This window comes from Vibrio coralliirubri (assembly GCF_024347375.1).
Taxonomy (GTDB): Bacteria; Pseudomonadota; Gammaproteobacteria; order Enterobacterales; family Vibrionaceae; genus Vibrio; species Vibrio coralliirubri.
This window is the reverse complement of record NZ_AP025470.1, coordinates 2,016,066-2,030,609: the sequence shown is the minus strand read 5'-3', so window position 1 is coordinate 2,030,609 and position 14,544 is coordinate 2,016,066. Positions and strand designations below refer to the sequence as shown.

General features: G+C 43.7%; 12 protein-coding genes and 1 pseudogene. 5 read left to right on the top strand and 8 right to left on the bottom strand.

The window, feature by feature from the left end; all coding sequences use genetic code 11:
* Positions 1 to 136 precede the first annotated feature (136 nt).
* The 3 genes from OCV20_RS09305 (at position 137) to OCV20_RS09295 (ending at position 2,824) form a co-directional block, all read left to right on the top strand.
* Positions 137 to 658 (top strand): DUF2058 domain-containing protein, encoded by a 522-nt coding sequence (locus OCV20_RS09305; RefSeq protein WP_010441213.1) that lies wholly within the window; start codon positions 137 to 139, stop codon positions 656 to 658.
* Between the two features lie 162 nt (positions 659 to 820).
* Positions 821 to 1,576: a hypothetical protein gene (locus OCV20_RS09300; protein WP_086774944.1), complete on the top strand. Its 756-nt coding sequence runs from the start codon at positions 821 to 823 to the stop codon at positions 1,574 to 1,576.
* 297 nt (positions 1,577 to 1,873) lie between these two features.
* On the top strand, positions 1,874 to 2,824 hold the full coding sequence (locus OCV20_RS09295) for a helix-turn-helix domain-containing protein (RefSeq protein ID WP_086774945.1): 951 nt from the start codon (positions 1,874 to 1,876) through the stop codon (positions 2,822 to 2,824).
* A gap of 148 nt (positions 2,825 to 2,972) precedes the next feature.
* On the opposite strand, the pseudogene OCV20_RS09290 reads toward OCV20_RS09295, so the two are convergent.
* The 6 genes and pseudogenes from OCV20_RS09290 to OCV20_RS09265 all read right to left on the bottom strand — a co-directional run bounded on the left by OCV20_RS09290 (position 2,973) and on the right by OCV20_RS09265 (position 9,988).
* A pseudogene (locus tag OCV20_RS09290) lies at positions 2,973 to 4,528 on the bottom strand (amidohydrolase family protein).
* A gap of 67 nt (positions 4,529 to 4,595) precedes the next feature.
* Positions 4,596 to 5,246, bottom strand: coding sequence for a DUF3299 domain-containing protein (locus OCV20_RS09285; protein ID WP_086774946.1), 651 nt, complete (start codon positions 5,244 to 5,246; stop codon positions 4,596 to 4,598).
* 331 nt (positions 5,247 to 5,577) lie between these two features.
* Positions 5,578 to 5,799, bottom strand: coding sequence for a hypothetical protein (locus OCV20_RS09280; protein ID WP_017059142.1), 222 nt, complete (start codon positions 5,797 to 5,799; stop codon positions 5,578 to 5,580).
* A gap of 218 nt (positions 5,800 to 6,017) precedes the next feature.
* Entirely contained in the window at positions 6,018 to 7,490 is a 1,473-nt protein-coding gene (locus tag OCV20_RS09275) for an aerolysin family beta-barrel pore-forming toxin (RefSeq protein ID WP_086774947.1), read from the bottom strand.
* 478 nt (positions 7,491 to 7,968) lie between these two features.
* Entirely contained in the window at positions 7,969 to 8,730 is a 762-nt protein-coding gene (locus OCV20_RS09270; RefSeq protein ID WP_086774948.1) for a YdcF family protein, read from the bottom strand.
* 373 nt (positions 8,731 to 9,103) lie between these two features.
* Entirely contained in the window at positions 9,104 to 9,988 is an 885-nt protein-coding gene (locus OCV20_RS09265; protein WP_086774949.1) for a LysR family transcriptional regulator, read from the bottom strand.
* A 132-nt stretch (positions 9,989 to 10,120) separates the two neighbouring features.
* Here OCV20_RS09265 and OCV20_RS09260 point away from each other — a divergent pair, with 132 nt between their 5' ends.
* On the top strand, positions 10,121 to 11,131 hold the full coding sequence (locus tag OCV20_RS09260; protein ID WP_086774950.1) for an aldo/keto reductase: 1,011 nt from the start codon (positions 10,121 to 10,123) through the stop codon (positions 11,129 to 11,131).
* Positions 11,132 to 11,140: 9 nt separating this feature from the next.
* Positions 11,141 to 11,533: a GlcG/HbpS family heme-binding protein gene (locus OCV20_RS09255; protein ID WP_086774951.1), complete on the top strand. Its 393-nt coding sequence runs from the start codon at positions 11,141 to 11,143 to the stop codon at positions 11,531 to 11,533.
* A 113-nt stretch (positions 11,534 to 11,646) separates the two neighbouring features.
* On the opposite strand, the gene OCV20_RS09250 is transcribed toward OCV20_RS09255, so the two are convergent.
* Together OCV20_RS09250 and OCV20_RS09245 are read right to left on the bottom strand one after the other, a co-directional pair.
* Complete coding sequence (locus OCV20_RS09250; protein WP_048611859.1) at positions 11,647 to 13,020, bottom strand: L-cystine transporter; 1,374 nt, start codon at positions 13,018 to 13,020, stop codon at positions 11,647 to 11,649.
* Positions 13,021 to 13,205: 185 nt separating this feature from the next.
* A complete protein-coding gene (locus tag OCV20_RS09245; protein WP_086774952.1) occupies positions 13,206 to 13,901 on the bottom strand; it encodes an NAD-dependent epimerase/dehydratase family protein in 696 nt (231 codons plus the stop codon).
* Between the last annotated feature and the right edge of the window lie 643 nt (positions 13,902 to 14,544).

Here is a 14,544-nt window from a genome sequence, read left to right as displayed (position 1 = left end):
TAGAAGGGATTTTGGCGACAGCTTAGATCTATCAGCACAAATTTTGCGATTGTTCTGTAATTTACTCTTGTTCAGTAAACAGAAACCTTAAAAACAGGTATGATAGTGCCGTTTTTAATCCTGAACTGGGAAAGTCATGGCAAAGTTAACACTCCAAGAGCAGATGCTTAAAGCTGGCTTGGTAAATGAGAAAAAATTAAAGAAGGCGAAGAAAGGCTCTAAAAAGTCTCGCGTTCAGTCTCGTGAAGCAAAAGCGGCAGCAGAAGAAACTAAACTGGCGCAGCAAGCGAAAGACAAAGAGTTAAACCAACAGTTGAAAGAACAGCAGTTGAGCAAAGAAATTAAAGCTCAAGTGAAGCAACTGATTGAGATGAACAAGATCGAACAGAAGAACGGTGAGATCAAATACAACTTCACCGACGGTACGCTAGTTAAATACCTTTACGTAGAAGAGCTGACTCAAAAGCAACTAAGTAAAGGCATTCTAAGTATTGCTCGTCAAGGCGAGAGCTATGTTGTTATTCCAACAGCAGTAGCGAACAAGATTGCTATGCGCGACGAAGAATCTATCGTTGATACGCAGGCAGGTAGCACAGACGAAGTAGACGAAGATGACCCGTACAAAGACTTCGTGATCCCAGATGATCTAATGTGGTAATCCGTTTTACCTAGCTCCATTCTAATGGCTAGCTAAGTTTACAGGGTCTAAGAATGCAGCGAACAATCACTCGATTGGCGCTGCATTTTTTTTGGCGCAAAATGACCTTAATAAACCTAAATAAACCTCTATAGTTCGTCCCCTTAATACGGGAGAACACACATGAAAAAACGCACCAAAATTGCTTTCGCAACCACTCTGTTTTGCGCTGGTATTACTTTAGCTCACGCACAAGATTCTAATGAAGAAGTGATTGATCCTTCCAACCTGACCGCCGTTAACACATCCGCTTACCTAGGCTTTAGTAACCAAGGTGACGTGAAACTATCGGGCTCTATTGGTTATGGTTTACAAAACGGTCAAATGGCGATGGGTACCATCGAAGGCACCATGGACCAAGACGGAAAATACAAAGACAGCCGACTGCAATATTTCCATGTTATTAATTTCGCTAACCCTGTTATGCCGTCAGCGGCGGGCTCGATTGATATTATCGACAATACTCAGTTCACGACTGCAGCGTTGGGCGGAGTCGTGATGATCAAACCGGACGTAGAAAACCTAACTCTGTTCGGTCGAGTGGGCGTACTAGCGGGTGATTATGACAGTGATTTTGCATCTTCGATGGGTGAAAAAAAGACCGACATACTCGGTGGTATGGCTGCGGCGTATATCTCATGGAAGCCGGGTGCTGATGGCACGTACTTCATGCTTTCACCTGAATACACCTACATGGATGGTGACATTGAAACCTCATTACTGAAAAGCTCAATAACTGCGGGTACGCCTTTGTCGAGCGATGGTACTCGTTGGGGGCAATTTAAGATTGAAAACACCAATGGCAGCATGAAATCTGCATCGAAAAAAATCGATATTGATGACACGGTAGCGTGGGTTTTCTATAAGGTTTACTTTTAGAACCTACACCTATTTAACGATTAAAGATCCCGAAGCATGGAGGCTTCATTCAATTTCAGTTTCTCATCTTACACCTTCACTTTCCGCAACCTGTTTTAATATCGCCCCTTGTACGCTTCTTCCATCTGCTCACCCAAAACCATTCAATCAAAGCTCTATGCCAGCACGTTTACTTTGCTCTTATCACTTGCGGTGTATTTTCGTAGCGTACTCCTCAATGTTTCGGTAACAGTTCACATCGAAAAAAAATTAACGCTATAGTCGTTAATAGATAGTCTCTAAGGTTTTAATCGCTTAATGCAGAATCCTATTAATATCAGTAATTCAAACAACCTTGCTCCCTTTTTAGCTTACTTTGAACAAAAGGGGATTGAGTGGCGAAAAATTGCGGCTGAATACGACTTCCCTGAAGATATTGAAGACCGAGAGTATTGGTTGTCTTCTCACCAAGCGATGGCTTTTCTCGGTGCAATGGTCAAGCAAACCAATAAGAATGTTGGGTTTGACGTGGGGCGGTTAATCACGCTTGACCAAATCTCTCCTGAGCTGGTTTCTGAGTTCTCAGGATGTGAAAACTTAGAACATGCACTTCATCATCTGCTTGAAATGATGCCGACGTTAAACAACTACATGGTGGTTTGGGTCGATAAAATCGATGGCAAGTGGTACTTGTGTCACCGAGGCTCATACCATCCTTCGTTACCCGGTTATGACCAAGCGGAATGGTTTCGAACCTTTGCCTTTATTTCGCTGTGTCGCATGTTCTTGGGTCATCATTGGGAGCCTAACTCGGTGTTTATGAGTTTTCCTGACCACTTGGCGAGAGATGTTACCAATACTGCGAAGCTAGACGCGTTCCATTTCGACCATGCATTTGGTGCCATTGAAGTGCCGTTGTCAGCGGATTTTGTCCCAGTAGACAAGCCAATAGACAGCGATTGGTTGACGGTAATTAATGCATTGGTACAAACCTACGCGGTTCTACCGTGGTTTAATATTCAATGGCTTGCCTCATTGATTGGAACTTCGTCGCGTTCTCTACAAAGGCAGTTCACTGATCATGGTTGTACATTTCGTGGTTTGCGAGATGAGGCTCGTTGTCAGGTGGCGAAGCGGTTGCTTAAAGCCAACACATCACCTTTCGAGACAGCATGGCGATGTGGCTATAGCGATTTATCTAACTTTAACCGAGCATTCAAAGGGTGGTTGGGCAAAACGCCGGCGCAATATCAAAAGCAAACCAGCTAATTACGATATGTTTTAACGGATAAACAAAAAGCCAGCCCTTGCCAGTTACTAGATGTAAGTTGGACGGGGCTGGCTTTATTTTTATTTAATCTACTTTTGACTTAATCTAACTTTGAGTTTTTATCTAATCTCTAACGTTCGAATTACGTTACTTCTGAGTGTCACGACGTATTGCTTGTCCCGGTGCTGCACTTGTTACAAGCTCACCATCTTGAACTACAAACTGACCGTTAACTAACACGGTATCAACCCCTGTAGAAATCGCAGCCGGTACTTGGTATGTTGCTTCGTTCGCGACCGTTTTTGGGTCAAAGATAACGATGTCTGCATCCATGCCCACTTGGATACGGCCTTTTTCTCCATTTGCGGTACGAAGCCATCAAGCACAGTAGCAGGCATGTAACTCATTTTGCGAATCGCTTCTTCCATAGAGAGCAAACCACGCTCTCTTACGTACGTGCCTAAGATTTTAGTGAACGTACCGCTCGATCTAGGGTGTGCAAATGCCTCGCTTGGAATTGGCCACTCATCACCTTCGTAATAGCTGACCTTGCCATCTTCGATCAACATCCAAGGCATCGAGTCTGATTCAATCAATACATTGGGATGGATGATTGACTTATCCAGCGCAGACAACTCACTTGGTACCGCTTCATCTAAAAAGTGCCAGTTAATGATTGAGCCCGGCTGTTCTTTCTGTGCTTTAAGAAGGTCTTCGTTATTCAGGCGTTCGGTACCCATTTGGATACTTTCTTCTTGATAGCCTAAACGTTCTTTCCATTCTGGCCCGCTAAACATGGCTGCGCCAACCACCGTACTTGCTGCACCCCATGGGTAAGCGCCGGCTGTAACATGGAAACCATTCTCTGTTGCTTCATCGAACAGTTCTAATGTCGCGTCAATATCGCGCAGTGAAGTACTGTTGATGTGGTTGATGTGCATCTTTGCGCCAGTCAGTGCAGAGTTCGCAATCAACTCTTGAATAGCTTCAAAGCTGCTGCCTGGTTCCATCATGCTGGCATAACGAACGTGCGTGTAAGTCGCAACGTCGCGCTCTGCTGCAAGTTTAGAAAGGGCATAATACTCTTTTTGACCATAGCCCGGCGCATAACCCGCATTGATACCAATCCCGATTGCACCTTCGTCTAAGCCTTGCTCAACGTATGCCATGACCTTTTCTAGCTGCTCTGGTGTTGCGATTTTCTGCTTCCAGTTATCGAGCCCTTGCATGCTTTGAAAGTACTGCAAATTAGCTTGTGGCTCACTGTCGGTGAACGTTGCGATACGAGCAAATGTCCACGCTGCTGATGCGCCATAGTTAATCGGCAGGTTCTTTTCTGCCTGTCCTTTGTACCAGTCACCGATAGGCAAAATACCCGATTCTAATTCAAGGGCAGTGGTCACACCTTGTTGTGCCTGCATACGATAGCCAGCAATGTTTTGACCATGGTGATGGAGGTCGATGAAACCTGGAGAGACAATGTGATCGTTCGCATCAATGATGGTTTTACCCGTGATTGAATCTTTAGTGATCGCTTCAATGGTGCCTTTGTTGATACCAATATTTCGTACATCACTCAAACCTGTCTCTGGGTCGATAACATGACCACCTTGAATGACTACATCGTAGCTTTCTGCGTAAACATTAGCTGCTGACGCAATTAAGACGATGGGTAACGCAACAGAGCGAATGGATGATTTCATGACTGCTTTCCTATTGAAAATAAATACGTTATTGAAAATGAATACGTTACTGCAAGTTGGCGAATTACTAAGGGTAATTGACTTTATGCGCCGCCATTGAGTAACCCGTGCTGATCACTTCAGTGCCATCAATGAATGAGATAGGTAGATCTTGTTCAAAGGTGGCGATATCTCCCGACACCATAACGACTTTGTAAAGATCTTGAAGTGGGAACCCTTCATCAATATCGACAATAATGGTCTGATTTGCCGGTGGCGGCGGGGTATGGATACACGCGCCTGCGATGGGTACCAAAAGAAACTTCGTTGTTAACATGCCGTCCATTTCAAGCGGAACAACAAAGCCCGGAATAGTCACATCGTTCAGTTCGAGGTCGGTGTTGACTGTAGTCAAGCGAATGTGTTCTACCGCCAGTGCTTCTTCTCTCAGTGCCAGTAGTTCATCAGCGTCATAACCTGATTCACTTAATGCGATCTTGCTTGCTTCGTATTGTTGTGTCTCTTCAGAGTTCATCTCGCGCTTGAGGCTCGTTTTCTGATAGTTCAAAACGGCAAATAGGTTAGAGACTTGATCTTGATTCAACGCGGGTAGCGCGACTTCTTTTGTTGGCGGCGGAATCAGGTCTTCCCACATCACCATAGTTGACGACATAGCACTAAAGCTAAGCAGTAAACCTGGTAACAGAGTCGTAAAGAGTGAACTAAATCGAAATAGCATCTGATGGATTCTCCAGCGTTGTCGTAGGGTCGTTCGCAATGTCTCAGCTATTCGCTATCAATCTAAACGAATAGTAAGTAACGAAGCTTTGTCAAATCCTATTGATTTGCTCTCCGTGATTCGTGCTGTGAATAAGAGCAACCACTGAAAATACAGATAGGTCACTTTGCGCCAAGAGTGGATGGGCATTCTGATAGGGAGGAAGAGGGATTATTGAAGAATAAAAAGGGCGTAATAAATGAAAAGCCCTGATGCGCTTTTAACTAGAAAGAGCATCAGGGCTTGTTTGCATTTGAACAGGAATTGAGACTGATTGACGTTCGTTCGCTAGCTAATGTTCTGACATGCCGTAAACAAGGCTATCATTGGCACTTGCATGATCGATAAAATCGGTATTGGCGCGCTGTTCGTGTTGGTCATAGCCATCGAAGTAACAGTCGCCAATTTCATTGCGCGGGCAAACGTGAATGTGGTCTTTGATGACCAGTTCGGTAGAACAACATGGGCAGTGTTTTACATGTCCAGTGAGTACCGTAGATCGATTTGGTTTCATACATCCTCCTGATAGGCACTGTAATCTGATTGCCTATTTGCACCCTAAGTTACGCAAATTAGTGTGTCGTTATGATTTCATTTTTAAGTCAGTGAAAAACGATTCAGAAAGTGAATATTTAGAGACTAATGCAGATGTATGACTGAGAGAATGTAAGACGAATCAAGCCCAGAGCAGACGCAATGGGCTTGGAATAACAGATGATACTTTCTATGGGCTTATTGCTGCATTGGGGTAAGCGTTAGCTGAGCGCTGTTATAACCCAGTTGTGCTAGAGCCGCAGGGTCGAAGTCAGTCAGAACTTCGATGTCACCCGCGTAGTAGGTTGTGTAATCGCCAGAAGGTGTCATGGCGCTAAATGAATCAATAGAGTGCTCGGTACCAATATCGATCATTCCTGAATATTGTGACTCCGCACTAAACTGGCCTGAAACATAGGTGTAGAAAGGACGCACACTGGCACCTGCGGCGTACTGCATGCTACTCAAGCCATTGGTGTTGATTGCCCAGCTCCAATCCCACCATTTCATCTCTCCAGGAATATAGCGGTGATCCCATTGGTAGCGGATATTAGCTTGATCTTCGCTGGTGGTTCCCATGGTAAAGGTGTGAGAGACAGTCGGGCGGTTTGTTGGGTGCGAGCTTAGCGCATTGCCGCTATAACGAAGGAAACCTGTGAAGTTCACGTCGTAACTCATGTTGGTTTTGATACGGTATGGGTAAGTGATGGTAGAGCGCAAGAACTCAACCTGAAAGGGAAGTACTGAGTTCGCTGGTACGGTAATGATGGCTTGCAGTTCTGTTGGTTCAGAACGAGCGCTACTGTTGGTATCGGAGAAACGTTGGCCTTCTTCTAGCGCAACTCTTACCTCTGTTTTTCCAACTTGTGGCCAATGAAAGGTCTCATCAATGACGGCTGAATCAGCAAGGTCGAAGCGCTGTGTTTTACTCCATTGTGTGGATTGCTCAAAATGAAGGTCAACGACGATTTGTTTAGGCTGTTCGCTATCATTGATTGCATAAGCCGAGACGGTTTCAATCAGCTCTTGGTTGGTCTCTGTTATAGAGCCGTGTAAAAACGATGTGTTATCGAGTGTATAAGCGAAGTTATCAACAGTGATGCTTGTCTTCTCATTACAGCGATCACCGGCACAGCTTCCATTGTTATTGCCCTTAATCTCCCAACCATTGTTTAGCGGTTTTATTGCCATATCTTGGCCGACATAACGCGCGCTATCGCCTCCAACCCAAGCGTAACCCAGGTTATGGGCCAAGTAACTCAGTGGTCTGATAAAGTGTGTGTTGTCGCTGACTAAGGCGCGTTGAACATCAAGGTTATTGTTCGTTTCGATGGCTTGAGCTTCGTAGTAAGGCAGGCCTGCGTCTGGGGTGTTAGGGTAACACCAGGTATTGTCGCTGGGTTGTCCTTGTTTGATGAGCCCGTGGTAGCCAGACCCCATGATCACCCAGTCATTTTTAAGGCCAGCAATGTCCCACACATTCATGCGCGATAGCAGGGCGGTTTTATGTTCTTGCGCTTCTGTATTACTGAGCGGACGATAATCGGAACGGCAGATATCTTCACCGAGGCTATCCAATACGATTTGGTCTGAATATATCTTGGCATGAGTGGCAAAAGAGATGAAACAGAGGGCAGAGCTAAATAGAACGGTTTTTCTGACGTTAAGCATGAATAAGTTCCTAAATGCCATTATTTGGCTATTTTTATTAGAATCGAGTTATTAGATTTTATTGATATTATTTAAAGCCGAGGGGCTCTAGCGGGGTGTACTTTGTCATATAAAACAATGCCAAAAATACTGAAATGAATTGAAAATAAATACTTATAGATATCAGGAGGTTGTACTGATCAACTTGTTGTTTGATAAAGACTTATCTTGATGACTTCAATTAGTTTCAACAATCCAATCTATGGGTGATTAATTGTTGAACGTTTCTGTTTTTGATACCTCGCCATTTGGTATGTTGGCTTGGAAAAATTAGGCCAGCAAGATGGATTAGAGAGATTTATTGCTTAAAGGATAGGGAAGTACTTGAGTAAGCCAAATAAGAAAGGATGTTGTGATAAGCAAGATCAAAAAATGCAGCCAGCAACCGTTCGATTGCTGCTGCATTTTGTATTGTTCGAGTTAACTTAATTGAAAGAGATTAAGCATCACCTGGTTTTTCGCGTTTGCTGTTCCAACCCATAAAGTTGTAGATGTTGTAACGGGCAAAGCCTATCTGCTCATGCAAAGCAAAATCTGTGACCGCAAAGTTGTACCACAATGGCAACCATGAAATTTGAGCAGCCATATAGTCGGCTCTTACTGGAATAACATTCAAGCCGAAGTGGTTGAAGTAGAGCTCGCTACGACGAATATGTAGGCCAGATGAAACCAACACAATGTTGTCGAATTTATGATGCTTCATTAGGTCACTCGTGAGCTGTGCATTCTTCCAAGTGTTGACGCTATTTGGCTCTTGAATGATGTCACCCATCGAAACGCCAAGTCTCAGCAATTGTTGTTGATAAACTTCTGCTTCGGTAACACCGTTATTTTGTGCATCGCCACCACTGATGATCACTTTGCATGTGGTTTGGGTTTTGGCGCAATCTTTATATTGGCTGGCTGTTTCACTGATTCGGCCAAAAGAGAAAAAGGCTGGCTCAAACTCTTGCGTGCTTTTAATTAACTGCGTTCCCGCTCCCAGAAGAACAATGGCGTTATTGTCAGACCATTGGATATCAGGCTTATTTTCGTAATCGGATTGCAGGTCGTTCAGTAAATAACGAGGAATTAAACCTGAACCAATCAGCACAAATGACGATATAAGAACAAGAGATAAAAACAGAGAGGTTTTTCGCCACTGAAGTAAACGTGTAAAGCCTACAAATAGCAGAAGAAGTAATAATATAATAAAGCTCATGAGGATCCTGTTATCGAACTGGTGCCAAAATGATGTGACATACTGAAGCGGTGCATCATATATCAGTTATGTTAATCGTTCATAGCTAACTCATTGTATTATTGAACAAATGCACGATTTCTTTCTATTTAACACAATCATCGATGAGAGTATTCACAAAATCGCTTTATTATTGTTCGATAATCCCATTCTAAATATAGGTATATAAATCAAGAGGGTTATTTAAACCTTATTTCGTGTTATTTAATTTTTCGGTTCCTCGGCTTCTCATTTTTCAATTCGTTAGATCAGCTCTGATATTCTTAAACTGCCAAATTAGTCAGCTCTCAGGTTTTCAAGCTCTCAGTTCTTAAATGATCAAGCTCTTAAGTTTTCAAGCTCTCAATTTTTCAAAGTAAGCCTGAACAAATTTAACGAACACTTGGTGTTTCTTTGCCGGATAAATAACTTGAGGATAGAAGAGGTAAATACTGTTGCCTTGTTGTAGGCATTCATCAGGCAGCACTTGTTCTAACTCTCCAAGCTCGACCTCTTTCGCAACGTAGTAACTTGCGATACGGATGATGCCACTGCCTGCCATAGCTTGTTGCTTAAGTAAGTGGTTGTCATTACTTGAAAGCCAGCCGGACACATCAATATTTGCCGATTTTAAAGGCCACTCGGTTTGGTGCAGCGTTGCTAAGCATTGATGATCACTTAAGTCACTCACATTGGTAGGGCGACCAAATTGATTAAGATAACCGGGAGTCGCGACTAAATCATGCTGATAGCTAATCAAGTGTTTCGCCACCATGTTGTCAGGTGGCGTATTAGTGGCACGAAACGCGATATCGATATCATCTTGGTTGAGGTTAAAGTTGGTGTAGCTGCTGTTTATCTCAAAGCGGATTTCTGGGTATTGCTGCCTAAATTGTTGGCAGATATCGAATAGATATACCTCAGTAAACATTTTTGGCGCGGTGAGGCGTAATAGGCCTTTAACGATGTCGTGTTGCTCTGAAACGCTGCGTTCAAGCTGTAAGACTTGCGAGCGAATCGTTAAGCCTTGTTGTAACGCGCGTTCGCCTTCTTGGGTTAAACGAACACTGCGCGTGGTTCTGACCAAAAGCGGGCACTGTAAATCATTCTCTAAACGTTTGATCTGCTCAGAAAGGTAGCTCTTAGAGATACCGAGCTTTTCGGCTGCCTTGGTAAAGTTAAGTTGCTGAGCAAGCTCTATAAACAGGATCAGTCGTTCTATTCTTTTGTGTTCGTTCATTAGCGCGTTCCTACCAATCTATTGTTCGTCATATCAAACAATCATTTCGTAACTAGCATATTCTGTTTTTTAAAAAGAACAATATGATAGAGGCATATTTCTGGTCAGCAAATCTTCTAAGCGAGAATCGATATGACGAACAGCATTGAATCTACAAATAAAACGAATGACAAAAAGCGTATCCCATTATCAAATTATCTGCCGAATGTTGGGCAAGTTGCCTATGGCTGTATGGGGTTAGGTGGTGGTTGGAATGATATTCCAGTGACGAGTGCGGATGTGGCTCAAACACGAAACGTAATCGACTCCGCATTAGAGTCGGGTATTAATTTATTCGATCATGCGGACATCTATACCTTCAGCAAAGCTGAGCAAGCCTTTGGTCAAGCATTACAACAAGCGCCTGATCTGCGTGAACAGATGTTCATTCAATCCAAGTGTGGGATTCGTTTTGAAGGCGAGGGCAATGTTGGTCGTTATGATTTCTCGGCTGATTGGGTAGGCCAATCGGTAGACGGTATTCTCGAGCGTTTGAACACTGAGAAGCTTGATGTGCTGTTATTGCATCGCCCTGACCCTTTGATGGAACTCGATGAGCTAGCAAGAACGTTAGAGAACTTAAAAGCGCAAGGTAAGGTCGATTATTTTGGTGTGTCGAACATGAACAGCCATCAAATTCAGTACCTGCAATCTGCACTTGGGCAACCCATTGTCGCGAATCAAGTTGAGATGAGCTTAGCCAAGTTGGATTGGTTGAACGATGGGGTGATGATTAACTCGCAAGGGCACCATCAATCAGACTTCGCCACAGGCACGCTAGAACATTGCCAAATGAATAACATCCAACTGCAAGCTTGGGGCTGTTTGGCACAAGGCCGATTTGCTGAGCAGGGTTTGTATTCAGAACATGAGAATGTGAAAAAGACAGCGCACTACGTGGCTCAGTTAGCGAATCAATATGGCGTAGAAAGTGAAGCGATTGTGTTAGCATTTTTGCTTCGTCACCCTGCTCGTATCCAACCTGTAATTGGCACCACAAATCTAGAGCGAATCAAAGCTTCGGCAGTCGCGACTCAGATAAACCTGTCTCGTGAAGAGTGGTACAACTTATACGTGTACTCACGTGGTCAAGCACTGCCGTAAGGAATGATTATGTTGAATCAAAAGATCGCACAACAATTGGTGTCTAACGCTCTCGACATTGCTGAGCGTAATCAACAAGCAATTGCGGTGAGCGTGTGTGATACGCATGGTGAATTACTGGTGTTTATTCGCATGGATAATGTGAGTGTTCAAGCCGGATTGTTAGCACAGAACAAAGCTTATACGTCTGCAAGAGACAGACAGCCAAGTGGTAACTTAGGGGCTTGGGCGAGAGAAACCGGTAAAGACTTAAGTTACTGGACCGACGCTAAGATCACTGGCTTTAAAGGCGGTGTTCCCATTGAGTTAAAGGGGCTGGTGATTGGCGCTATTGGTATCAGCGGATTAAGTGAAGATGACGATGAAGCACTTGCTGAGAAAGTGATTCAACTTGTGCTCTAAGTGCTGTTGCTTGTGAAGTAATGGAAGTTAGAAGTAACAGATAATAAAAAACCGATGCATGTGCATCGGTTTTTTGTTTAACGAGATTCAAGTGCTTGAATCAATCGAACCCATTAAGCGTTCGCTTGTTCCAGATCTTGTTGCTTGTCTTTCTTACCTAATAGTCGGCTTGTGATGGTACCGGCTGTCATTGCACCAGATACGTTAAGCGCTGTACGTGCCATATCGATAAGTGGCTCGATAGAGATAAGCAGTGCTGCAATCGTTACAGGAAGGCCCATAGCAGGAAGTACGATAAGTGCCGCGAACGTTGCACCGCCACCTACGCCAGCAATACCGAATGAGCTCACCGTGATGATTGCAATCAGAGAAAGAATGAAATTGATGTCCATTGGGTCGATGCCAACCGTAGGCGCAACCATTACCGCTAGCATTGCAGGGTAGATACCCGCACAACCGTTTTGACCAATCGTCGCACCGAAAGAGGCAGACAGGTTAGCAATCGCTGGTGGCACGTTAAGCTTAGTGATTTGAGCTTCAACGTTCAGTGGAATCGTTGCTGCAGAACTACGAGACGTGAAAGCGAACGTCAGTACTGGCCAGATCTTCTGGAAGTACTCTTTCGGGTTTACACCAACAAAAGAAACCAACACACCGTGTACAACGAACATCAGTAGAATCGCAACGTAAGATGCAACGATGAAACCCAGTAGGCTGAGGATGTCAGAAGCACTTGATGTTGCAACTACCTTTGCCATTAACGCTGCGATGCCGTATGGCGTGAGTGCCATGATCATCTTAACTAAACGCATAACGATAGATTGTGCCGCTTCAACGAACGTACGGATTGGAGATTCCAGTTCTTCTTTCTCTGCCATCACTTTACGAGCAGCAATACCCGTTAGCACACCAAAGATAACCACAGCGATGATAGACGTAGAGCGAGCGCCCGTTAGGTCTGCAAATGGGTTAGTCGGAATAAAGCTAATCAGCATTTGTGGAATTGTTAGGTCTGAAACGCTGCCGATGCGGCTTTCAAGTGTTGCGATACGTGCGGTTTCGCGAGCGCCTTCTGTTAAACCTTCAGCAGACAGGCCGAATGCTTGCGTTACAACGATACCAACAATCGCAGAAATCGCGGTTGTTGCTAACAGCACAGAAATGGTGATGCCAGAAATCTTGCCTAGTGAACCGCCTTTTTCAAGCTTCACTACTGCTGCAATCATTGAAACCAATACTAATGGCATGATCACCATTTTCAGTAGGCCAACATAACCACGGCCAACAATGTTTACCCAGTCTAGTGTTTCGTTGATGACCGGATTGCCTTCACCAAATAGCAACTGAAGACCAAGACCAAATGCGCTACCAAATACTAAACCGAGTAAAACGAGGCGAGAAAGTGTGTTTTCTTTTTTCTGCTGTCCGTAGAGAAAAAAGAGGATACCAGTGAATACCGCTAAGGCAGCGATAGCTGAAAATGACATTTGTTTTCCTTATGAATTTCTTTAAATCGATAGGGCGCCTGGATATATGGGCGCAAATACTGTTAGCTACAGTAGCGACCTGTAACAAAACGTAAAATAAGGAAAAGTAATTTATTAGAACGATTAGTAATATCCACTCAATAGGATGGGTGGATATTCAACATTGTGATGAATAGGTGAGCTTTTTAGCGATATTTTGCCAATAAATTGAGCATGTCACTTGACGAGTAAATTTCGATATTTTGGAAATTATTTGCGAATAATCGGAACAACATTGCTTTGGCTACGTCTTCCGACTGAATAGGACGTAGGTTTTTGAACTTACCAAGCATAAACGGAGACAGCAGAGGAAAGACACTTTGCAGGAGTTTTTCATCAGCTCTTGGTTCATCACGCTCACCCACCAGAGGCCCCGGACGTGCGATGAAAAGCTGCTTGAAGCCAATACGTTTTAAGTTTTGCTCCATTTGCCCCTTACAACGAAGGTAGTGCGAATAGGAATCTGGTGAAGCGCCATAGCTAGAAACGACCGCGACGCGTTGAACCCCAAGAAACTTCATCGACTGTGCGACTTGGCTAACCAATTCCACATCGATTTTGCGAAGCGCTTCTTTTGAACCTGCCTTTTTCTTGGTCGTACCTAAGCAGATAACGCCAAGATTAGGCGTCGCATTGGTGTCATCCCAACTGGTAACTTGTAGGTCGCTGTGAATAAGAGTGTGGAGCTTGTTGGAATCAAACTGTGAATCTAACGCTCTGCGAGATAGGGCATAGATATGATCAACCGCGGGTTCATCGATGAGCAACTTCATCACATGATGACCAATTAGCCCGGTTGCACCAGCCACCACGACCGATGTTTTGTCTCCAGAAATGCTCATTTTAATCCCTTATTCACTCCACAAGTGCTTGTTTAATATAAACAGTGTTTGAATTTTAAGCGAATAAAAATTTGTTAAACGAGTGGTAAGTAGTGCGTGAGGAGTAATCGGTTTATGGAAAAGAGATCATTTCGTTTGGTTTGAAACTTAAGTTAGGTGTTAAACATAACAAAGCCCGCTGGGCGACGGGCTTTGTTACTTTTCTTGCTTCTTACTAGGTGAAGGATAGTGGGATTTTCCTTACCTTTTTGCTAGCTTTCTTACTTGATTTATTTGGTTTTCTTTTACTTGAATTTGGAATCATTACACCTCCTAAATCTTTCTTTCTTTCTTTCTTTCTTACTTACTAGTAGTCGACTATTTGTTGCTAAGTGAGGGCATTCACTTTGTGTTACGTCTTACTGAACTTACTTTGTTTTTAACTTAACAATGGAGAGAGATTGAAAAGCTTTTTGCTTAACTCACTAAGGAGAGGTTAGTAAGTTACATTAGATAAAGCATAATCGATGCCAAAACGTAAGTGGTTGATTTTTGGTGTTGGTGGTGTTTGGCTCCAAACCATGTTGTCTTTTTGATTCTCAATTTGAGAAAAAGTGGCCTTGGACTGCTCAAATTAAGAACACTCTCTGCGGTTTCTGCCACA

Excerpts from the sequence above, each read along its gene's own strand:
- OCV20_RS09280 (WP_017059142.1), bottom strand. The coding sequence starts at position 5,799 with ATGAAACCAAATCGATCTACGGTACTCACTGGACATGTAAAACACTGC.
- OCV20_RS09250 (WP_048611859.1), bottom strand. The coding sequence starts at position 13,020 with ATGTCATTTTCAGCTATCGCTGCCTTAGCGGTATTCACTGGTATCCTC.
- OCV20_RS09255 (WP_086774951.1), top strand. The coding sequence starts at position 11,141 with ATGTTGAATCAAAAGATCGCACAACAATTGGTGTCTAACGCTCTCGAC.
- OCV20_RS09295 (WP_086774945.1), top strand. The coding sequence starts at position 1,874 with ATGCAGAATCCTATTAATATCAGTAATTCAAACAACCTTGCTCCCTTT.
- OCV20_RS09300 (WP_086774944.1), top strand. The coding sequence starts at position 821 with ATGAAAAAACGCACCAAAATTGCTTTCGCAACCACTCTGTTTTGCGCT.
- OCV20_RS09270 (WP_086774948.1), bottom strand. The coding sequence starts at position 8,730 with ATGAGCTTTATTATATTATTACTTCTTCTGCTATTTGTAGGCTTTACA.
- OCV20_RS09305 (WP_010441213.1), top strand. The coding sequence starts at position 137 with ATGGCAAAGTTAACACTCCAAGAGCAGATGCTTAAAGCTGGCTTGGTA.
- OCV20_RS09260 (WP_086774950.1), top strand. The coding sequence starts at position 10,121 with ATGACGAACAGCATTGAATCTACAAATAAAACGAATGACAAAAAGCGT.
- OCV20_RS09265 (WP_086774949.1), bottom strand. The coding sequence starts at position 9,988 with ATGAACGAACACAAAAGAATAGAACGACTGATCCTGTTTATAGAGCTT.
- OCV20_RS09285 (WP_086774946.1), bottom strand. The coding sequence starts at position 5,246 with ATGCTATTTCGATTTAGTTCACTCTTTACGACTCTGTTACCAGGTTTA.
- OCV20_RS09245 (WP_086774952.1), bottom strand. The coding sequence starts at position 13,901 with ATGAGCATTTCTGGAGACAAAACATCGGTCGTGGTGGCTGGTGCAACC.
- OCV20_RS09275 (WP_086774947.1), bottom strand. The coding sequence starts at position 7,490 with ATGCTTAACGTCAGAAAAACCGTTCTATTTAGCTCTGCCCTCTGTTTC.